Below are 19,524 nucleotides of genomic sequence, written 5' to 3'. Positions count from 1 at the left end.
TCAGTAGACGTCACGGACATAGCGCTTGTCGCTCGCGAGTTGACGGACGTACGCGGCGGCCGTCTCCTCGTCCATGCCGCCGTGGGCCACGACGATCTCCCGCAGGGCTCCGTCGACGTCCTTGGCCATGCGGCCGGCGTCGCCGCACACGTAGAAGTGGGCGCCCTCCTGGAGCCAGCGCCACAGGCGCGCGCCGTGCTCGCGCATCCGGTCCTGGACGTAGACCTTGTTGCGCTGGTCGCGCGAGAACGCGACGTCGAGGCGGTCCAGGTGACCGGAGGCCCGGTACGCCTCCAACTCCTCCCGGTAGTAGAAGTCGGTGGCTTCGCGCTGCTCGCCGAAGAACAGCCAGTTCGGTCCGGTGTGGCCGCGGGCGCGCCGGTCCTCCAGGAACCCGATGAACGGCGCGACGCCGGTCCCCGGGCCCACCATGATCATCGGGGTGGTGGGGGCCGTGGGCGGTCGGAAGTGGCGGGAAGGCTGGACGAAGACCTGGACCGGGCCGTCGTCGGCGCAGTCCGCGAGGTAGGTGGAGCAGACGCCCGCGCGATCACGGCCGAGGTCGTTGGTGTAGCGGACGACGGACACCGTGAGGTGGACTTCGCCCGGGTGCACCAGCGGGCTGGAGGATATCGAGTACAGCCGGGGCTGGAGCCGCTTGAGCACGCCCGCCCACTCCGCGGCGGAAGCCTTGACGGGAAACTCTCCGATGACGTCGGCGGCCTGCCGGCTCCAGCTCCACTTGGCCAGTTCGCCCGTGTTGCCGGGCCGCAGCAGCCGCCTGAGCCGGCGGTCCCCCGTCCGCTCGGCGACGAACCCGAGCAGGTCCGGGGTGAGGCGGGTGATGTCGAGTCGGGTCCGCAGGGCCTCGCCCAGGGGGATCCCTGCGTCGCCGGGCAGCTGGACGGTCTCCTCGGGATCGAGACCGGTGAGGGCCAGCCACTCGGAGACGAGCGCGGACCCGTTCGAGGGCCAGACGCCGAGAGCGTCACCGGCCTCGTAGGCGAGTTCACCGCCGCGGGTGTCGAAGGCGAACTGCCGTACCTCCTTCCGCGATCCGGACCGGCTCAGCACCCGATTGCCGATCAGGAGGGTCGCGAAGGGGGCGGACTTCGAGTACGTGACGGGTACGGCCGGGCCGAAGGAGGGGAGCGCGGCGGTCGGCACCACCTCGGCCGGGACTCCCCCACCGGGCCCCACCGCGGCGCCCGCCCTGGCGAGAGCGGCGGTGACCTCGTCGAGCCAGTGCGAGGCGGGCTCGTCGTCGTCGGGTTCGCAGTCGGTACGCGGGTGCAGGCGGGTGGCCCCGAGTTCGGCGAGGCGCTCGTCCAGTCGGCGACCGTGGCCGCAGAAGTCGGCGTAGCTGGAGTCGCCGAACGCCAGCACGGAGTACCGCACGCCCTCCAGGCGCGGAGCGCCCGGAGCGACGAGGTCCTGCCAGAAGCGGGCGCCGTTGTCCGGGGCGTCGCCGTCGCCGAACGTGCTGGTGATGATCAGCAGGTCCGTGTCGGAGGTGAGTTGCCGGGGAGTGGCGTCGGCCATGGCATGAAGGGCCGGGGTGCGGCCGGCCTCGGCCAGGGCGGCGGTGGCGGTGGCGGCGTACTCCTCGGCGGTGCCGGTCTGCGAGGCCCACAGGACGAGGAGGCTCCGGGCCGGATCGGCGGTCGTGCCGGGGACGGGCACGGACGTCTCGGGGACCGGCGCGGCAGGCCCGGGGACGGGCACGACCGGGGCGGTGGTCCGCGAGAACATCCCGGCCGTCAGACCGTTGACCCACTGTGCCGTCGCCGGGCCGAGGGGGGCGTCCGCGGGAAGCACCGGAACCCCGCCGGGCGGGGCGAGTTCGATTCCGGACAGGTAGCCGGACAGGTAGCGGCGCTCCGGTTCGGTGAGGGCGGGCGGGGTGAGGTCGCCGATTCCGAGCAGCGCGGCGAGGGCCGGCACGGCAGCGGACGGGCTGCCGGTCGCCACCGGAGCCGGGGCAGCAACAGGAGCAGCAGGAACGGCAACAGGAGCGGCAACCACCCGCATCGACACCGCGCAGGCCTTCAACTCCGGCTGGAAGGACACCGGGTCGACGGCATCGTTGGTGACGGCGTTGACGGCGAGGTACTCGCCGAAGAGGTCGTTCCAGTGGAACGGGGCGAAGCAGTTGCCCGGACGGACGCGGTCGGTGACGACGGCGGGCAGCACCGCCCGGCCGCGGCGGGAGGCGATCTCGATGCGGTCCCCGTCCCGGGCGTCCAGCGCGGCGGCGTCCTCGGGGTGGATCTCGACGAACGGGCCCGGATCGAGCCTGTTCAGCCTGGCGACCTTGCCGGTCTTGGTGAGGGTGTGCCACTGGTGTGGCAACCGGCCGGTGTTGAGGACGAACGGGTAGTCGTCGTCGGGGAGTTCGGCGGCCGGCAGGTGCGGTCGGGGGAAGAACTGCGCGCGGCCGTTCGCGGTCGGGAAGTTCAGTCTCGGCCGGGTGCCGTCCTCCCGTTCCAGGAGGGCCTGGCTGATCCCGTCGTTGAGGTAGCGGATCGGGTTGCGGTCGGGCCCGCCCGGTGCGGCGGGCCACTGCACCGGCGTCCGGCGCAGCCGCTCGTAGGTGACGCCCCTCACGTCCCATCCGGTGTTCGGGTTCCAGGCCTGTTTGATCTCCTCGAAGACCTCTTCGGAGTTCGCGTAGGTGAAGGCGTCGGCGAAGCCCATCGCGCAGGCGACGCGGGCGATCAGCTGCCAGTCCGCGGTGGCCTGGCCGGGTGGGGTGACGACGCCGGGCACGAGGGTCAGGCCGCGTTCGGAGTTGATCATCACGCCGTCGGACTCCGCCCACAGCGTGCCGGGCAGGATCACGTCCGCGTACGCGTTGGTCTCGGTCTCGGCGAAGACGTCCTGGGTGATGACGAGTTCGGCGGCCTCCAGGCCGGCGATGACGGTCCTGCGGTTGGCCACCGAGGCGACCGGGTTGGTGCAGATGATCCAGCAGGCCCTGATCTCGCCGGCGGCCATCCGCTCGAACATCTCCACCGTGCCGCGCCCGGTCTCGGCACGCAGCGTGCCCGCCGTGATGCCCCAGAGGTCCTCGACGAAGGCGCGGTCGGCCTCGACGAGGACGGAGCGCTGGCCGGGCAGGCCGGGCCCCATGTACCCCATCTCGCGGCCGCCCATGGCGTTGGGCTGGCCGGTCAGGGAGAGCGGGCCGGCTCCCGGTCGGCAGATCGCGCCGGTGGCCAGGTGCAGGTTGACCAGGGCGTTGGTGTTCCAGGTGCCGTGGGTGGACTGGTTGAGGCCCATGGTCCAGCAGCTCATCCAGTCGCCGGCCTCGCCGATCCACCGGGCGGCGGTACGGATGTCCTCCTCCGGGATGCCGGTGATCCCGGCGACGGTGGCCGGCGGGTAGTCGGCCAGGAAACCCGGCATGCCGTCCCAGCCGTCGGTGTGCTCGGCGATGAACTCCTCGTCGGTGTGCCCGTTCTCGACCAGCAGGTGCAACAGGCCGTTCAGCAGGGCGAGGTCGGTGCCGGGCCTGATCTGCAGGAAGAGGTCGGCCCGGTCGGCGGTGGCGTTGCGGCGCGGGTCGACGACGATGAGCTTCGCACCGGCGGACCTGATCCGGTCCGCCATCCGCAGGAAGAGGATCGGGTGGCAGTCCGCCATGTTGGCGCCGATGACGAGGAACGCGTTCGCGCTGTCGAAATCGGCGTACGAGCCGGGCGGGGCGTCCGCGCCGAGCGAGAGCTTGTAGCCGCTGCCCGCACTGGCCATGCACAGGCGGGAGTTGGACTCGATCCCGGTGGTCCGGACGAACCCCTTGGCCAGCTTGTTCGCCAGGTACTGGGCCTCCAGGCTCATCTGCCCGGAGACGTAGAACGACAGCGCGTCGGGGCCGTGCTCGTCCAGGACCGCCCGCAGCCCGTCGGCCACCGCCGCCACCGCCGCTTCCACGTCGACGGGCTCCCGCGGCCGGCCGCGGGCGGTGCGCATCAGGGCCGTCTCCAGCCGCCCGGGCGCGGCGAGCAGGTCGGCGTGCGTCGCGCCCTTGGTGCACAACCGGCCGCCGTTGGCGGGGTGCGCCTTGTCACCGGACACCTTCGCGACGGTCCGGCGGCCGCCCGCGTCCTGCTCCAGGTCCAGCACGATCCCGCAGCCGACCCCGCAGTACGAGCAGACCGTCCGCACCCGGCTGCTGTCCGTCCCCGCCATCGTTGCCCCCCTCACCCGTACGAGTGCCGTGGCACCGCCGGTCGCGTCCGCCGGCAACCAGCAGCCGGATACCGTACTCCGGCCGGAAGTCACCGTAGGAACCGGGTGTTGCAACCGGCGACGGTGATCGCTTCGGTCGCGTTACGGGCCCCGCACCGCCCCTGGTCCGGGCTGTGAGGAGGGCCCGGGAGCGGGCGGGGTCCGGGACCGCCCGGTGAAGGCCGGATCACCCGGCGGCTGCCGGCGGCTTCCTCCTGGAGCGCGCTGGGGCGGGTGCCGGCCCCGGTGGAGGCCCTGCGCCGGGAGGTCTCCGACAGGCGTCGACTGGCCCGGGACGGCCGCCGAGGCGCTCAAGGACACCGAGCAGCTCCAGGACCTCGTCGACGACCTGCTGCTGCTCGCCCGCGTCGACGCCCACCGCCCCGGCCGCGAGCAGCCGGTGGACCTCCCCGCGCTGGCCCTCGCCCAGGCCGATGCCCGTGCCCTGCCCGCCGGGATCGCCGTGGACGTCACGGCCTCCTCGGTGCGGACGTACATGTCCCGGCTGCTCACGAAGCTGCAACTCGACCACCGCACCCAGGCGGCGATCTTCTCGTACGAGCTGTCGCACCTCGGCGACGCGGCCTGGCAGCCGGCCTTACCTCCTCAGACGCTGTCCGGCCGTTCCCGCTCCTCCGGGACGTCCGGACCCTCCGGGTGGCCGAGGTCGAGGGTGGCGAGGTCGAGGGTGGCGAGGGCTCCGCCGTCCGGGGCGTTGGTGAAGGTCAGGCGGGCGCCGAGGACGGCGGCCTGGCCGACGGCGATGGTGAGGCCGAGGCCGTGGCCCTGGCCGCGTTCGGCGGCGCCGGTGCGGAAGCGCTGCGGCCCGTGGGCGAGGAGGTCGGCCGGGAAACCGGGGCCGTGGTCGCGCACCGTGATGCGGCTGCCCGTGACGGCGACCTCGACGGGGGCGGCGCCGTGCCGGTGGGCGTTGGCCACCAGGTTGGTGACGATGCGCTCCACCCGGCGCGGGTCGGTGCGGACGACGGCGGGGGCCGCCGGCCGGAACCGGGTGTCGCCGCCCGCCTGCCCGATCGCGTGGGCGACGAGGTCGCCGAGGGGGACCTCGTCGAGCCTGGCCCGCTCGGCCCCGGCATCGAGCCGGGAGACCTCCAGCAGGTCCTCGACCAGGCCGCGCAGGGTGCGGACCTGGGTACGGACCAGATCGGCCGCCTCGTCGTCCTCGGGCAGCAGTCCGGCCGCCGTGACCAGGCCCATCAGCGGGGTGCGCAGCTCGTGGGCGACGTCGGCGGTGAAGCGCTTCTCCGCGGCCAGCCGCCCTTGCAGGGTCCCGGCCATCTCGTCCACGGCCGCCGACATCTCGGTGATCTCGTCGCGGGCGCGGCCCCGCCGGCCGATCCGGGCGTCGAGCTCGCCGTCGGCGATCCGGCGGGCCGTCCGGGAGCCGTGGCGCAGCCGCCGGTTCATCTGCTCGGCCGCGAGCGCGGTGACGGGCACGATCACGGCCAGGGCGACGAGGGCGGCCTTGACCATGTTCCGGTCCAGCAGCTGGAGGTTGCGCACCTCGGCGCTCATGTCGGTGCGGACGGTGAGGACTTGGTTGTCGCCGACGGGTACGGCCGCCCACATCCAGTACCAGTTGGGCGCTTTGACGTCGTACCAGAGGGCGTACTCCCCCGGTGTCCGCAGGTTCGCGACGGCGTGCGCCAGCGGCCCGGGCAGGTCGGCCGGGGGCTGGAGGTCGGCGGGGTCGGGGCGGCGGCCGGTGCGGGTGAACTCCTTCTCGGCGGAGCTCAGTTGGGCGATCGCGCGGTCGCGTCCGGTCCGGTCGCCGCGCTCCGCGGTCGCCCGGTGGACGAGCAGGCCGATCGTCGCGGCGACCGTGCAGCAGGCGAGCGCGACCAGGGCGGCGATCTTCCAGCGCAGGGAGCGCGGGTTGAGGCGCCACAGGTCGCGGCGGCGGCGGCGCGGGTCGGGGGTTCGCGGCTCACGGCGGCGCGGGTCGCGGGTTCGCTCGGTCATCCGGTCAGCTCCGGACGAGCTTGTAGCCGAAGCCCCGGACGGTCTCGATGCGGTCGGCGCCGATCTTCTTGCGCAGCCGCACCACGCAGAGGTCGACGACCCGGGTGTCGCCCTCCCAGCCGTAGTCCCAGACGTCGCGCAGCAGGCGGCGGCGGTCCAGGACCGCACCGGGGTTCTCGGCGAAGGCCAGCAGCAGGCGCAGTTCGGTGGGCGTGAGGGGGACGGCCCGGCCGTCCAGCCGGACGTCCAGGCCGCGCAGGTCGATGGTCAGGTCGCCGAAGACGAGGAGGTCCGGCCCGGGCCGCGTGTCCTGCGGGCGCTCCGGCGCGGGCTCCTGGGCGCGCTCTGCGGCCGGCTCCCGGTGGAAGGTGGCGCGGCGCAGCAGGGAGCGGATGCGGGCGACCAGGACGGGGATGTCCACGGGCTTGACCACGTAGTCGTCGGCGCCGGCCTCCAGTCCGGCCACGACGTCGAGCGCGTCGCCGCGGGCGGACATCATCAGGATCGGGGTGAGGCCCTCCTCGCGGATCCGCCGGCACAGGCCGATGCCGTCGAGGCCGGGCAGCATCACGTCCAGGATCAGCACGTCGTGCGCCCCGGCCCGGAAGGCCTCCAGGCCGTCGAGCCCGTCCCCGGTGACCTCGACCTGGTACCCGTAGCGCTCCAGGGCCAGCTGGACCGAGCGGCGGATGACCGCGTCGTCTTCGACGACCAGCACGCTGACCGGGTCGGGTACGCGGGTTCCGGACAAGAGTTCTCCCGTGTCGTGGCCTGGGGATTCGCGCTCGTTCGAGCTCACTGGTCACCGATCGTAGCCGGACGGGGTGCGGCGCCGAGGATGCCCGGGGCGGCCCGGGGGCGGCGGCCGGACGGCTTGCCGGGGGTCGGGCGGCGGCCGGTCACAGCCGCAGGGTCGCGGCGACCGGCAGGTGGTCGCTGCCGGTGTCGGGCAGGGTCCACGCCGAGCGCGGGGTGATGCCCTTCACCAGGATCTGGTCGATCCGGACCACCGGGAACGACGCCGGCCAGGTGAAGCCGAAGCCGTCACCCGCCTCCTGCTGGGCCGACCGCAGCGGCCCGGTGAGCGCGTCCAGCGCGGAGTCGTCGACCGAGCCGTTGAAGTCCCCCAGGACGACGACCCGCGGGAGCCGTTCGGCCCGTACGGCCTCGGCCAGCCTGGCGGCCGCCTCGTTGCGGCGGGCCGTGGTGAAACCGGCGACCGGGTGCACCCGGACCGAGGCGAGGTGCGCCGCGTAGACGGCCACCGGCCCCTTCGGGGTCCGGACGGTGGCGCGCAGCGCCCTGGTCCAGGGCATGATCTCCACCGGCTCCACCGCCTCCAGCGGGTACTTGCTCCACAGCCCGACGCCGCCCCGCACCTCGGAGTAGGGGTAGGCGGCGGCCAGTTCGTGCCGGTAGGTCTCCTGCGCCCGGCTCGCCAGCTCCTCCACCGCCACGACGTCGGCGCCCGAGCCGGCCAGCGCGCGGGCCGTCCGGCGCGGGTCGGGGTTCTCCTCGTTGACGTTGTGGCTGACCACCGTGAGGTCCCCGCCGCCGGCGCGCTTGTCGACGAGGGCGGGAGCGAAGAGCACGGTCCAGACGAGGGCGGGGACGAGGACGGCGGCCGCCGCCAGGACGGACCGCCGGGCCGCCGCCAGGAGCAGCAGCGGCGCGACGGCCGCGCCCGACCAGGGCAGCACCGTCTGCCAGAGGCTGCCGAGATGGCCGACGCCGTTGGGCAGTTGGGCGTTCAGGGCCATCAGGGCGGCGCAGAGCACGGCCGCCACGACGATCAGCCGCCCGCGCGGCCGTCGCTGCCGCGCCTGCCGCGCCGGACGGTGGACCGGACGACGGCAGCCGGTCCTGGAGGCCGCCGCCGGCACCACCGGAGCCGCCCCGCTGCCCGCGCTCACGCCCACTCCCGCTGACCGCCGTCGAGCGCCGCCAGGGCGCCCGGCAGCTTCTGCCGCAGGGCGTCGACGAGCCGGCCGCTGTTCTCCAGCGCCGCCCGCAGGCCCTCGGTGGGCGTGGTGCCCGCGCGCTGCCCGAGCACCACCCCGTAGACGAGCCGGCGACCCGAGCCGCCCTTGCCGTCCGGGACCTCCAGGGCCCACATCAGGTTGCCGCCCGCCGGTGTGCTCGACCCGGTCTTCAAGCCGACCACCCCGGGGCGGTCGAGCAGCGTGTTGGTGTTCCGCAGTGGTTCGGCCCGCCCCGGGAGCGTGGTGCTGCGCAGGGCCACGGTGGCCCGCAGCGCCGGCTCCTTCATCGCCTCGCGGGCCAGCTTGAGCTGGTCGGCGGCGGTGGACACGGTCGTGGCCTCGAAGCCGCTGGCCCCGGTGTAGGTCGTGCCGGTCATCCCCAGCCGGGCCGCCTCCGCGTTCATCCGGTTCACGAACGCCTCCTGGCTGCCCGCGTCCCAACGGGCCAGCAGCCGGGCCACGTTGTTGGCGGACGGGAGCAGCATCACCTCCAGCAGCTTGCGCTGGGTGAGCCGCTGCCCCTCGGTGACGGGAGCCGTGGACTCGCTCGCCGAGACCGACTCGGCCGCGGCCTGCGCGTCGACCGTGATCGTCGGCCCGTCCTCGCCGTCCTTGAGCGGGTGGTCCCGCAGGACGACGTACGCCGTCATCACCTTGGTGACGCTCGCGATCGGCACCGGCTGCTGCTGCGGCCCCTTGACCCCGAGGACGCCGGCCTTCGCCACGGCGACGGCCGCCTGCCCGTCCGTCGGCCACGGGAGGTCGAGGTCGGCGACGGCCTCGGGCGCCGGGAGCACCAACGCCCCGTCCGCCCTGGCGTCCCCGCCCGCACCGGGGCCCGCGCCCGGGCCGCCGTCGGGCAGGGCGGCCAGCGCACCCCCGCCGGCACCGGCGACCAGCACCCCGGCGAGCGCCCACAGCACCCCGCGGCGGGGCACCCGGCCCCGGCCGGACCCGGCACGACCGTCTCGGCCTTCATGGTTCGTGCGGACTTTCGAAACGACGGACACGACGGCTGCCTCCCGGAGCAGAGGGACACGGGCCCCGGTGCCGCCGACGGCCACCGGGTGTGCCCACAGCCTCCGCGACCGGCGCTTCCGCCCGGTCGGAGCGGGACTTCCACCGGCGCGCAGTCGTGTATCAGCCGTGTACCGGCGGCCGCCGACGCGCCTCGGCCCGCCCCGACGCCATCCGGGAGCACACCCGTGCGGAGGCGGACGAGTTGCCGGGATGGGAGCATGGTCGTAGTGATGACGGCCATCCGGATTCCTGGCGACCTGGAATCCGTGAGGAGCTCTTCCCATGTCAGGGCCCATTCAGCCACCGCCCGAGGACTTCGCACGGTCCGGCGAGGGCGTCGAACTGCGACCGCCGAACGGCCTGCCCGAGGTCCCCGGCTTCGACCCCGCCGAGCTCCCGCCGGAGCTGCTGGAGGCGCGGGCCGCGATCGAGGGCATCCTGAGCGGGCAGGGTGACGAGCGCAGCGGAGCCCGCTCCGCGGACGACGTCACCGAGCTGACCAACATCCAGGGGATCGGCATCGGCAGGTCCGCACCGCCGGAGCGCGGCCCGGCCGGCACTGCCGTGGGGCCGGGGCGGCCGACGCTGACGGTCTACCTGGCCAGGCCGAGGACGGCCGAGGACGTCAGGGCGGTGCTCGTCGAGCGCATGGGCGTCGGCGCCGCCGCGTCACCCGGAGTGGTCGTGGTCCCGGTCGTGACCGGGCCGATCGAGGCTCACACCTTCGAGCTGCGGCAGCGTCCGGCGCCGGGCGGCGCGTCGGTGCTCGGCAACCCCAACGCCCTCGGCTTCGGCTTCGGCACGCTGGGCTGCCTGACCACCGGCCGGTCGTCCCCGCGCGACCAGCGGACGCTCATCCTCAGCTGCAACCACGTCCTCGCGAACAGCAACCTGGGGCAGCTCGGGGACTGCGTCGACCAGCCCGCCACCGGCGACTTCGGGGTCTGCCCGGACGACCTGATCGCCGTGCTGGAACGCTTCGTCCCGGTGACCTTCGGCGGGCCCGTCAACCTCGTGGACTGCGCGACGGCATGGGCGGACCCGGCCAAGGTCAGCCGCAACGTCCTGGCCCGGGGGCCGGGCGGGACGTTCGAACTCGCGATCAGCTCCACGACCGCGGCCGCGACGGTCGGCCTGGCGGTCGGCAAGAGCGGGCGGACGACGGAGGTGACCGCGGGCACCGTCCAGGAGGTGGGTGCCTCGCACTGGGCCGACTACCCGGGAGGCAACTCCGCCTTCTTCTCCGGCTCCCTCGCGATCACCGGAAACCTCGGGCCGTTCGCCGCGCTCGGGGACTCCGGGGCGATCGTCTGGACCGACGACGACAACCGCAACCCGGTCGGCATGCACTTCGCCGGCACCGTCGATCAGAGCAGGGCGTTCGCGAACCCGATCGACGTCGTGACCCAGGCCCTCGACGTCTTCATCACCGGCACCCTCTGAGCGCGACGCCGGCGGACGCCACCGTCACCAACGGCCGGGCCGGCTACACCCCCTGACCCACCCCACCCTCGCCCCCGCCCCGCCCGCCCCGGGGGCGACCCCCACGGCGGAGGGTCAGGCCGATCGCGAGTTCGGCGCCGATCTGCTGGAACAGCTGGCCGAAGCTCGCCGGGAGCTGGCCCGGTGGGCGCTGCGGGAGCGCCGACACATCGGCCCGAGGGGCCGCCTGCGCATCGCGTAGGACGACGGCCGGTCGCACGACGGGGGCCTCGTCGTTCCCAGTGCCGTCGTCCTCGGTGCCGTCGTCCTCGGTGTCGTCGCCGCTACCGACGCTTCTCAGGGACATCCGCACCTCACCTCTCCGGGGCGCTCCAGTCCGGGACTTCGAGGATCTCCACCACGGCGGCGGACCAGGTGAATCCCGCTCCGACACCGAGCAGCAGCACCAGATCTCCGGGGCCCACCTGGCGGTCCTCGACCAGCCGGGCCAGTCCGGCGAACTGGTCGCCGGCGCCCAGGTGGCCCACGCCTCGGCTCCACGGCCAGGTGGTCCGCTCCGGGGCGATGCCGAAGGGCCGGAAGAACGCCGACTCCAGCCTGCGGCGGCCGAGGTGGGGCAGGACGAACCGGGCGATGTCGGCCAGCTCGACCTTGGCCTCCGCCAGGACGCCCTCCACGGCCGAGCGCTGCCCGCGCGCGGCCCGCTCCACCGTCGCCCGCATCCCGTGCCGGGCGAGGTACTGCTCCTTGCACTCCTCCAGGTCCACCCTCCGGACGCCGCCGTCGGCGGGCGGCCGGAAGGCGTGGTCTCCGCGGTGCATGCGCTCCAGCCCCGGATCGGAGACCGTGACCAGGGCACGCAGGCACGCGAAGCCGGTGCTCCGCGCGAGGACGAGGGCCGCGCCGCCGTCGGCGTAGACCGTCCCGGGGTCTGCACGCCAGCGGTCGAAGGCGGGCGGGCAGAAGACGTCCCCGGCCGTCAGCAGCGCAGTGGCCGACGACCCGCCGGCCCGCAGGAAGGCACCGGCGAGTTCGACGGCGGCCATGCCGCCGTTGGAGACCTGACGGATCTCGACGGCCGGGCAGGCCGACGGTCCGGTGCCCAACGCCAGGGCCTGGACGTACGAGGCCGCGCCCCAGAGGTCGTGGCCCTGGTCGTAGAGGGTGGCGTGCAGGAGCAGCCCGATCTCGGCAGGGTCGCGTCCGGCGCGCCGCAGGGCGAGCCGGGCCGCGCGCGCGGCCATGTCCGCCGCCGAGTCCTCCTCGGCGGCGATCCGCACCGCCTGCATTCCGGTCCGGACGGCCTCGCTCTCCGGGAACGCTCCCGACGCGACCGCTTCGGCGACCGGGACGGCCCGCGGCAGCCAGGAGGCGCAACCTGCGATGTACAGCTCGTCGGTCATCGAGATCCTTCTCTGCGGGGGAGACGGGGACTTCGGCACGGCGAGGGGCGGCTCAGCGGACGCCGCGCACGCGGCGGACCAGCATCCCGCCGCCGAGCGTCAGGCCGGCGGTGACCGCGTACAGCGACCGGTAGCCGCCGGGGGAGTTCACCAGGGCGGCCGCGAGCAGCGGGCCCAGCAGGTGGGGTAGCACGTTGGCCAGGTTGGTGATCCCGAGGTCCCTGCCCCCGTCGTCGGCGCTCGGCAGCACCTGGGTGATCAGGGCCTGGTCGACCGAGACGTAGACGCCGTACCCGAGGCCCATCAGCCCGGCCGCGACCAGTGCGCCCGGCCAGCTGGGCCACACCGCGAGGAGCAGGGCCGCCGCGGCGATCACCGCCCCGGCCGCCGTGACCGGGGTGCGGCGGCGGCCGGTCCGGTCGGAGTAGGCCCCGCCGGCGAAAGCGGCCAGCACGATGCCCAGCGAGTACAGCGACACCAGGATCGTCAGGCCCTGCTCGGCGCTGCGGCCCGGGAAGCGCTGCTCGTAGTGGACCTCGTCGCGCAGGAAGTACAGCAGGTAGAGCGTGCCGACGGCGTTGCCCGACTGGATCAGGAACCGGCTCGACCAGGCGAACCGGAAGTCCGGGTGGCCGGCGAAGGCGACTCGGAAGCCGCCGAGGAAGCGACGGAGGCCGGTGCCCGGCGACGGCCGGTCCGACGACCGCTCCGACAGCCGGTCCGAGGGCCGCTCCGACGACCGCTCCGACAGCCGGTCCGAGGGCCGGTTCAACCTCCGGTCCGGCCGCCGGTCCAGCCGTGCGTCGTCCCTGACCAGGACCAGGAACACCACGGTACAGACCACCAGGACCAGCGCGACCAGCGCGTAGCGGCCGGCGCCGCCGTCCACCACCGAGGTCACCAGGGCAGTGCCGGCCAGCAGCGACACCGGTTGGGCGGCCCCCGTCCAGGCGCTGACCCGGGCCCGTCGGGCCACCGGGACCCGGTCGGGGAGCTCGGCCATCAGCCCGGCCAGGACGGCGCTGAGCCCGAGTTGGACGACGGCCCAACCCAGCGCGATCCCGGCCGCCGTGGACCGGCCGGACGTCAGCAGGAGGCCGGCGGCGGCGACCAGGGCTCCCCCGGCCACCCAGGGGCGGCGGCGGCCGAAACGGGAGGTGGTGCGGTCCGACAGGGCGCCGGCCAGCGGGGTGGCCACCAGGCCGACGAGGGCGCCGATCCCGGTGACGAGCGCGAGCAGGGCCTCCTTGCGCTGCGGGTCGATCGTCTCCAACTGGCCGGCGAGCAGCACCTGGGCCGGCGTGTAGAAGGCGGTCCAGAGCCCGAGCGAGGCGACGACCAGGCCGGTGACCAGGCTCGCTCCCGCCCGGGGGTCCGGCCGGGGCCCGGCCGGCTCCCCGGGGAGCCCCGCCGGTCCGGCCCCGGCCGGGTCGGGGCGCGGGCCGGGTGGGTTCGTGCGCCGCCCGGCCCCGGTCACGCCCATGTGACCGGGAACTCCGTGTAGCCGCCGAGCGCCGCGAAGTCCCGCCATTTCAGGGCCTGGAGGTCGACGGCCAGTTCCAGGTCCGGGAAGCGCTCGAAGAGCATGCGCAGCCCGATCTCCATCTCGGCCCGGGCCAGGGGCGCCCCGATGCAGAAGTGCGGCCCGTGCCCGAAGAAGAGCTGGGTCGACTCCGTGCGGTGGATGTCGAAGCGTTCCGGGTCGCGGAAGACCGTCTCGTCCCGGCAGGCCGAGCCGATGTGCTGCATCACCGCGGCACCGGCCGGGATGACGACGTCCCCCAGCGCGATGTCGGTGCCGGCCCGGCGGGGCGAGATCACGCCGCCGGGATTGTCCAGCCGGAGCAGTTCCTCGACGGCCGCCGGCCACAGCGAACGGTCCTTCCGCAACTCCGCCAGTTGTTCGGGGTGGCGCAGCAGGGTCAGGACCGCACTGGCGAAGACGGTGACGCTGGTGTCGTGTCCGGCGACCAGCAGGGCGGTGCCCAGACCGACCAACTCGGCCTGGGTGAGCGGCCCTTCGGCGTCGGAGAAGGTGGTGAGCGCACTGAGCAGGTCATCCCCGGGGTCGGCGCGCTTGTGGTCCACCAGGTCCGAGAAGTAGGCGCGCATGTCCAGGTAGGCCTGGCGGACCTCCGCGGCGGGAAAGTCCCGTAGCGACATCATCCGCTCGGTCCAGCCGACGAACCGGTCCTGGTCCGCCAGCGGCACGCCGAGCATCTCGCAGACGATGCGCAGCGGGACGGGGCGGCCGAAGGCCTCGTTGAGGTCGGCCGGCCGGGGCCCCGCCGCCATCTCGTCCAGCACCTCGCCGATGACCGTCTCCATCCGGGGGCGCAGCTCGTCGACCCTGCGGGTGGTGAAGGCCTGGGCGGCGAACTTGCGGACCCTGGTGTGCCGCGGCGGGTCCATGTTCAGGATGACGTCCGGCGAGGGGGCCGCGGCCTGGAAGCGCGGCGCGTCCGGTTCCAGCATCAGCGCCCGGCTGAACCTGCGGTCGGACAGCACGGTGCGCACGTCCTCGTAGCGGGTGACCAGGTAGGCCGGGTCGCCGGTGGCCAGGGTGATGGGGCACACGGGCTGTTCGCGGCGCAGCCGCGCGTACTCCTCGGGCGGCCGGGCGGGGTCGGTGCGGACCACCGGGTAGGCGATCGTCGGGCGTTCCTCGGACATCGCAGCCTCCGTCGTCTCGGGTCGTCAGCCAGTGTGTCCCGCACCGCTTACGGAGGCCTGACCGCCGCCTGACGGCCACCGCGGGCCCACCGGAAGGCTTCTGACGGATCGCCGTGCACCCGGACGCGAAGGAGCGACGGCCCCGGTGCGGAACCGGGGCCGTCGCTCGGTGGAGGTGGCGCGGTGGCTAGAGCAGCTTCTCGGCCACCTCGTGGAAAGCGGGGGTCCAGGGGGTCGGCCGCAGGGTCTCCTGGTCGATCCGGATGTGCACCCGGCGCCCTTCCGCGTGCACGGTCGTGCCGTCCTCCGACAGCACCCGGAACTCGTAGACCGCGCTGGACTCGGCCAGCTTGCTGATCCAGAAGTGCACCGCGTACGGCACGGTGCCGCGGATCGGCGCCAGGTACCGGACGGAGAACTCCGCGACGGCCAGGAAGATGTCCGGCTGGCTGTACTTCCCGTCGGTGTAGGTGAAGCCGTTCTCCGACCAGAAGCCGGTGAGCGCCCGCTCGACCATCACCGGGTACCGGCAGTTGTGCACGAACCCCATGAGGTCCAGGTCGTCGTAGTGGGCGTAGCCGGGCTGCACGTGCCCGCGATCGACGACGATCCGCGGTAGGGGGGTCATCCGGTGCCTCCGTAGGGTTGGACGGTCAGCCGATGGCAGCTTCGGTGATCGACAGGCTCCCGGGAGTCGGGTGCACGCGCAAGAGCCTCAGCCCGGCCTCTTCGAGAAGTGACGCGAACTCGTCCTCGGTGCGTTCCTTGCCCTCGAACACGGTCAGCATCAGGACGTCGGAGAGCACCGCCCCCGGCGGCACGTCCTCCCGGGGGACCACCGCGTCGACGATCAGCAATCGCGAGTCGTCGCCCATGGCCTTGCGGCAGTTGCCCAGGATGCGCAGGCAGTCGGCGCGGGACTTGTCGTGGATGATGCGCTTGAGCACGTAGACGTCCCCGCCGGGCGGTACGGACTCGTAGAGGTCGCCGGTCGTCGTCTCCCACCGGCCGGCGACCGCCGGGTCGTCGAGCCGGTGGCGGCGCAGCACGGCGGCGCGCTCGAACAGGATGCCGCGGAGCTTCGGGTTCTTGGCCAGGACGGTCCGCAGGAAGCCGCCGGTGCCGCCCGCGAGGTCGATGACGGTGCCCGAGGCCGGGAACCCGTAGCTGTCGGCGATCGAGGACTCCTCCGTGGCGGACAGGCTGTCCAGCGCCGCGGAGAACAGTTCGGCGGGGGCGCCGTCGCCGTCGACGCGGTCGAACAGCGGGATGCCGAAGATGTCGTCGAAGACGGTGGTGCCCTCGCGGACGGTGTCCTCCAGCCGTTCGGCGGACTTCCAGTACATCTCGTCGGTGAACAGCAGCGCGGGGCTGCGGACCGAGTACGGGACGTCGGAACGCAGCACCTGGGCGGCCGGGGTCAGGTGGAAGGCACCGGCGCCGTCCTCCCGGAACACCCCCCGGGTGGCCAGGAAGCGCAGCACCCGGTACAGGAACGGACCGTGCAGCCCCGCCTCCGCCGCCAACTCCTCGGCCGTACGCGGCCCGGCCACCAACCGGTCCGGGATCCCCGCCCGCACCGCCACCCGCAGCGCCGCCGGGTACAGGTACCCCAGCGAATCCCCGAGGACCTGCCGGATCGCCCCCGCGATCCGCGCCGCCTGCTGCGCTTGTTCCGCCTGTCCTGGCTGCTCCGACCGGTCGTCACTCACGGTGTGTCCTCCGGGTTCGTCGAGTGCGGTCGCCCATGTCAGGCCAGGACGGCTTCGACGATGGAGACCGGCCCGTTGGTCGGGATGATCCTGGCGAGCTTGAAGCCCGTCGCGGTGAGCAGCGCGTCGAACTCGGCCTCGGTACGCTCCATGCCGTCGAAGATCGTCATCATGGCGATGTCGTACAGCTTGCCGGGGTCGGGGTCGTTGCCGGGCGGGACGACGCAGTCGACGATCAGCAGTTTGGCGTCGCCGCTCATCGCCCGGCGGCAGGCCCGTAGGATGCGCAGGCAGTCGTCGTCCGACCAGTCGTGCAGGACCCGCTTGAGCACGTAGAAGTCGCCGCCGGTCGCGGTGGACTCGAAGAAGTCGCCCTCTGCGGTCTCCCACCGGCCGGCCGTCTCCGGGGCGTCCAGGATGTGCTGCTCCAGCACCGGGGCCTGCTCGTACAGGACGCCGCGCAGGCCGGGGTTCTTGGTGAGGATGGTGCGCAGGAAGCCACCGGGGCCGCCGCCCACGTCGACGACCGTGCCCTGCGCGGGGAACTCGTAGCTCTCGGCCACCCGGCCCTGTTCGATCGTCGAGAGGTCGGCGATGCCGGTGTGGAAGGTCCGGGCGCTCTCCTCGTGGGTGTTGAGGTAGTCGAAGAGCGGGGCGCCGAAGATCTCGTTGAACACGGTGGTGCCCTCGCGGACGGTGTCCTCCAGCCGCCCGGCGGACTTCCAGTACATCTCGTCGGTCAGCAGCAGCGCGGTGCTGCGCACCGAGTACGGGACGTCGGAACGCAGCACCTGGGCGGCCGGGGTCAGGTGGAAGGCACCGGCGCCGTCCTCCCGGAACACCCCCCGGGTGGCCAGGAAGCGCAGCACCCGGTACAGGAACGGACCGTGCAGCCCCGCCTCCGCCGCCAACTCCTCGGCCGTACGCGGCCCGGCCACCAACCGGTCCGGGATCCCCGCCCGCACCGCCACCCGCAGCGCCGCCGGGTACAGGTACCCCAGCGAATCCCCGAGGACCTGCCGGATCGCCCCCGCGATCCGCGCCGCCTGCTGCGCCTTGTCGTCACTCACGGTGTGCCCTCCACGTTCGTCCGATGGGGTCGCCGACCAGTGTGCGGCTCCGGGCTGACCGGGCCCTGACGGCTGTTTGACCGTTCCGGCCGTCACCCCGGGCCCGCCCCGGCGCGCACACCGTCAAACAGCCGTCAGGCCCCGGTCAGGGGACCGTTCCAGACTCGTCCGGGCGGCCGCCCGCCCCGTGGGCGCGCCCGACGACAGGAGGCACGATGACCGACTTCGAGGCCACGATGGAGTGGCACGGGCGGCGGACCTGGTACCGGATCCTCGGCGACCTCGACGGCGGACGCCCGCCGGTGGTCCTGGTCCACGGCGGGCCGGGCCTGCCCCACGACTACCTGCTGCCGCTCGCGGAGGCGCTGTCCGGACCGGTCGGCGGCGGCCGGCCCTGCGTGCTGTACGACCAGTACGGCGCCGGCCGCTCCGGTCACCGTCCCGACGCCCCCGCCGAGCACTGGACGGTGGACCTCTACCTGGAGGAACTCCGCCTGCTGCTGGCCCGGTTGGGGATCGAGGACGGCTTCCACCTGCTGGGGCACTCCTGGGGCGGGATGTTGGGCCTGGAGCTGGCGGTCACCCGACCCCCCGGGCTGCGCTCGCTGACCACGGTCGGGGCGTACGCCGCCTCGCGGACGTACATCACCGAGGTGCGCGCACTCGTGGACGCCCTGCCCGAGAAGGCGCGTTCCGTGATCGAGCAGCACGAGGCGGCCGGTACCACGGACTCGGCCGCCTTCCAGGAGGCGATGCTGGAGTTCTACCGTCGGCACGTCATCCTGGCCCGCCCGGCGCCGGAGTGCCTGCTGCGCTCGGTGGCGGCGATGCGGGCGGATCCCACGGTGTGCCTGGCCATGATGGGCCCGAGCGAGTTCACCATGACGGGCAGCCTCCGCGACTGGGACATCCGCGAGCGGCTGCACCTGGTGCGCTCCCCCGTCCTGGTCGTCTCGGGGCGCCGGGACGAGGTCACCCCGGCGGCCGCGGACGAACTGTACGCCGGACTGCCGAACGCCGAGCGGGCCGTCCTGGAGGCTTCCAGCCACCACCCCCACCTCGAACAGCCCGCTCAATTTCTCGAACTGGTAAGGAAGTTCGTCGACCGGGCCGACGTCTGACGACGAGTAGCATGGCCGCCATGACACCCACCGTCGGGCTCTTCGCCATGAACATGAACGCCGCCGCGGACCCCGCGACCGCCGGTCGGATCGCGGGGCTCGCCGAGCGGCTGGGGTACGACTCCCTCTGGGTCGCCGACCACGTGGTCCTGCCGTCCCCGCGCACCGAGGAGTCCCCGCTGGCTCCGGAGACGCCGCTGCTGGACCCGTTGGTGGCCCTGGCGCACCTGGCCGCCCGTACCGAACACGTCCTGCTCGGTACGGGCGTCGTCGTCCTGCCGCAGCGCGATCCGCTGCTCCTGGCCAAGCAGTTGGCCTCGGTGGACGTCCTCAGCTCGGGCCGGCTGCTGTTCGGGGCGGGCATCGGCTACCTGGAGCCCGAACTGCGGGCCCTGGGCGTGGACCCGGCCCACCGCCGGGACCGCGCGGAGGAACACCTGCGCGCGGTGCAGAGCCTCTGGTACGACGAGCGCCCCGCCTTCCACGGCAAGCACGTGGACTTCGAGGGCGTCGACGCCCACCCCCGCCCGTTCCAGGAGCGCGTCCCGCTGGTCATCGGCGGGCACAGCCCGGCGGCGCACCGGCGGGCGGTCGCCGTCGGGGACGCCTGGTTCGGCTACCTGCTGGGCCTGCGCGCCACCGCCGAGCACCTGGCCGCGCTGCGCGCCGCAGCGGCCGAGGCCGGCCGGGACCGGCCGCTGCACGTCTCGGTCGCGCCCGCCCGCCGCCTCGACGCGGACGTGGTCCGGGCGTACGGCGGCCTCGGCGTGGACCGCCTGGTGATCGTCCCGCCGCTGGACCTGACCGCCGATCAGCTCGCCGACTTCGTCGAACAGCACGCCCCCGCGCGGCTGGCCGCGACCGTGCGGCCCTGACCGCGACCGGCC

The 19,524-nt window shown here is 73.9% G+C and carries 15 protein-coding genes; 3 read left to right on the top strand and 12 right to left on the bottom strand.

Translation table 11 applies throughout. From position 1 onward, the window contains the following. From ACFV8H_RS02175 to ACFV8H_RS02155, 5 genes are all read right to left on the bottom strand, one after another. Positions 1-4,191 (bottom strand): molybdopterin-dependent oxidoreductase, encoded by a 4,191-nt coding sequence (locus ACFV8H_RS02175; protein ID WP_380396136.1) that lies wholly within the window; start codon positions 4,189-4,191, stop codon positions 1-3. Between the two features lie 645 nt (positions 4,192-4,836). After that, on the bottom strand, positions 4,837-6,213 hold the full coding sequence (locus tag ACFV8H_RS02170; RefSeq protein ID WP_380396135.1) for a sensor histidine kinase: 1,377 nt from the start codon (positions 6,211-6,213) through the stop codon (positions 4,837-4,839). 4 nt (positions 6,214-6,217) lie between these two features. Beyond that, positions 6,218-6,964 carry a two-component system response regulator CseB gene (cseB, locus tag ACFV8H_RS02165; protein WP_380396134.1) on the bottom strand — a complete coding sequence of 249 codons (747 nt, stop codon included), beginning with the start codon at positions 6,962-6,964 and terminating at the stop codon, positions 6,218-6,220. Positions 6,965-7,112: 148 nt separating this feature from the next. Beyond that, the gene (locus ACFV8H_RS02160; protein ID WP_380396164.1) at positions 7,113-8,009 is read right to left on the bottom strand and encodes an endonuclease/exonuclease/phosphatase family protein; all 897 of its coding nucleotides are present in this window, start codon (positions 8,007-8,009) and stop codon (positions 7,113-7,115) included. A gap of 113 nt (positions 8,010-8,122) precedes the next feature. Continuing rightward, positions 8,123-9,133: a D-alanyl-D-alanine carboxypeptidase family protein gene (locus tag ACFV8H_RS02155; RefSeq protein WP_380396133.1), complete on the bottom strand. Its 1,011-nt coding sequence runs from the start codon at positions 9,131-9,133 to the stop codon at positions 8,123-8,125. A gap of 364 nt (positions 9,134-9,497) precedes the next feature. On the opposite strand from ACFV8H_RS02155, the gene ACFV8H_RS02150 reads away from it, so the two are divergent. Further along, on the top strand, positions 9,498-10,658 hold the full coding sequence (locus tag ACFV8H_RS02150) for a hypothetical protein (protein ID WP_380396132.1): 1,161 nt from the start codon (positions 9,498-9,500) through the stop codon (positions 10,656-10,658). A 43-nt stretch (positions 10,659-10,701) separates the two neighbouring features. Here ACFV8H_RS02150 and ACFV8H_RS02145 read toward each other — a convergent pair whose 3' ends face one another. The 7 genes from ACFV8H_RS02145 to ACFV8H_RS02115 form a co-directional block, all read right to left on the bottom strand. Further along, positions 10,702-11,004 carry a hypothetical protein gene (locus tag ACFV8H_RS02145; protein WP_380396131.1) on the bottom strand — a complete coding sequence of 101 codons (303 nt, stop codon included), beginning with the start codon at positions 11,002-11,004 and terminating at the stop codon, positions 10,702-10,704. Between the two features lie 7 nt (positions 11,005-11,011). After that, positions 11,012-12,061, bottom strand: coding sequence for a ketoacyl-ACP synthase III family protein (locus ACFV8H_RS02140; RefSeq protein WP_380396130.1), 1,050 nt, complete (start codon positions 12,059-12,061; stop codon positions 11,012-11,014). A 52-nt stretch (positions 12,062-12,113) separates the two neighbouring features. Beyond that, positions 12,114-13,544: an MFS transporter gene (locus tag ACFV8H_RS02135; RefSeq protein ID WP_380396129.1), complete on the bottom strand. Its 1,431-nt coding sequence runs from the start codon at positions 13,542-13,544 to the stop codon at positions 12,114-12,116. Further along, positions 13,535-14,734 carry a cytochrome P450 gene (locus tag ACFV8H_RS02130; protein WP_375890398.1) on the bottom strand — a complete coding sequence of 400 codons (1,200 nt, stop codon included), beginning with the start codon at positions 14,732-14,734 and terminating at the stop codon, positions 13,535-13,537. Before ACFV8H_RS02130 ends, ACFV8H_RS02135 begins: the two co-directional genes overlap by 10 nt. Positions 14,735-14,921: 187 nt before the next feature. Continuing rightward, a complete protein-coding gene (locus ACFV8H_RS02125; protein ID WP_375890400.1) occupies positions 14,922-15,362 on the bottom strand; it encodes an acyl-CoA thioesterase in 441 nt (146 codons plus the stop codon). A 25-nt stretch (positions 15,363-15,387) separates the two neighbouring features. Then, entirely contained in the window at positions 15,388-16,446 is a 1,059-nt protein-coding gene (locus tag ACFV8H_RS02120; RefSeq protein WP_380396128.1) for a methyltransferase, read from the bottom strand. A 38-nt stretch (positions 16,447-16,484) separates the two neighbouring features. Then, entirely contained in the window at positions 16,485-17,516 is a 1,032-nt protein-coding gene (locus tag ACFV8H_RS02115) for a methyltransferase (RefSeq protein WP_375890404.1), read from the bottom strand. A gap of 215 nt (positions 17,517-17,731) precedes the next feature. On the opposite strand from ACFV8H_RS02115, the gene ACFV8H_RS02110 reads away from it, so the two are divergent. Next, entirely contained in the window at positions 17,732-18,637 is a 906-nt protein-coding gene (locus ACFV8H_RS02110; protein ID WP_380396127.1) for a proline iminopeptidase-family hydrolase, read from the top strand. Between the two features lie 20 nt (positions 18,638-18,657). Further along, complete coding sequence (locus ACFV8H_RS02105) at positions 18,658-19,512, top strand: TIGR03619 family F420-dependent LLM class oxidoreductase (protein WP_380396126.1); 855 nt, start codon at positions 18,658-18,660, stop codon at positions 19,510-19,512. Positions 19,513-19,524 lie beyond the last annotated feature (12 nt).

Origin of the sequence: Kitasatospora sp. NPDC059827 (genome assembly GCF_042731675.1) — a bacterium.
Classification (GTDB): Bacteria; Actinomycetota; Actinomycetes; order Streptomycetales; family Streptomycetaceae; genus Kitasatospora.
Note: the sequence above shows the minus strand (reverse complement) of the source record. Positions and strands in the feature narration are given on the sequence as shown.

Bases quoted from the DNA above. Each gene is read 5' to 3' on its own strand.
- ACFV8H_RS02175 (WP_380396136.1), bottom strand. From the start codon at position 4,191: ATGGCGGGGACGGACAGCAGCCGGGTGCGGACGGTCTGCTCGTACTGC.
- ACFV8H_RS02170 (WP_380396135.1), bottom strand. From the start codon at position 6,213: ATGACCGAGCGAACCCGCGACCCGCGCCGCCGTGAGCCGCGAACCCCC.
- ACFV8H_RS02150 (WP_380396132.1), top strand. From the start codon at position 9,498: ATGTCAGGGCCCATTCAGCCACCGCCCGAGGACTTCGCACGGTCCGGC.
- ACFV8H_RS02145 (WP_380396131.1), bottom strand. From the start codon at position 11,004: ATGTCCCTGAGAAGCGTCGGTAGCGGCGACGACACCGAGGACGACGGC.
- ACFV8H_RS02140 (WP_380396130.1), bottom strand. From the start codon at position 12,061: ATGACCGACGAGCTGTACATCGCAGGTTGCGCCTCCTGGCTGCCGCGG.
- ACFV8H_RS02135 (WP_380396129.1), bottom strand. From the start codon at position 13,544: ATGGGCGTGACCGGGGCCGGGCGGCGCACGAACCCACCCGGCCCGCGC.
- ACFV8H_RS02130 (WP_375890398.1), bottom strand. From the start codon at position 14,734: ATGTCCGAGGAACGCCCGACGATCGCCTACCCGGTGGTCCGCACCGAC.
- ACFV8H_RS02125 (WP_375890400.1), bottom strand. From the start codon at position 15,362: ATGACCCCCCTACCGCGGATCGTCGTCGATCGCGGGCACGTGCAGCCC.
- ACFV8H_RS02110 (WP_380396127.1), top strand. From the start codon at position 17,732: ATGACCGACTTCGAGGCCACGATGGAGTGGCACGGGCGGCGGACCTGG.
- ACFV8H_RS02105 (WP_380396126.1), top strand. From the start codon at position 18,658: ATGACACCCACCGTCGGGCTCTTCGCCATGAACATGAACGCCGCCGCG.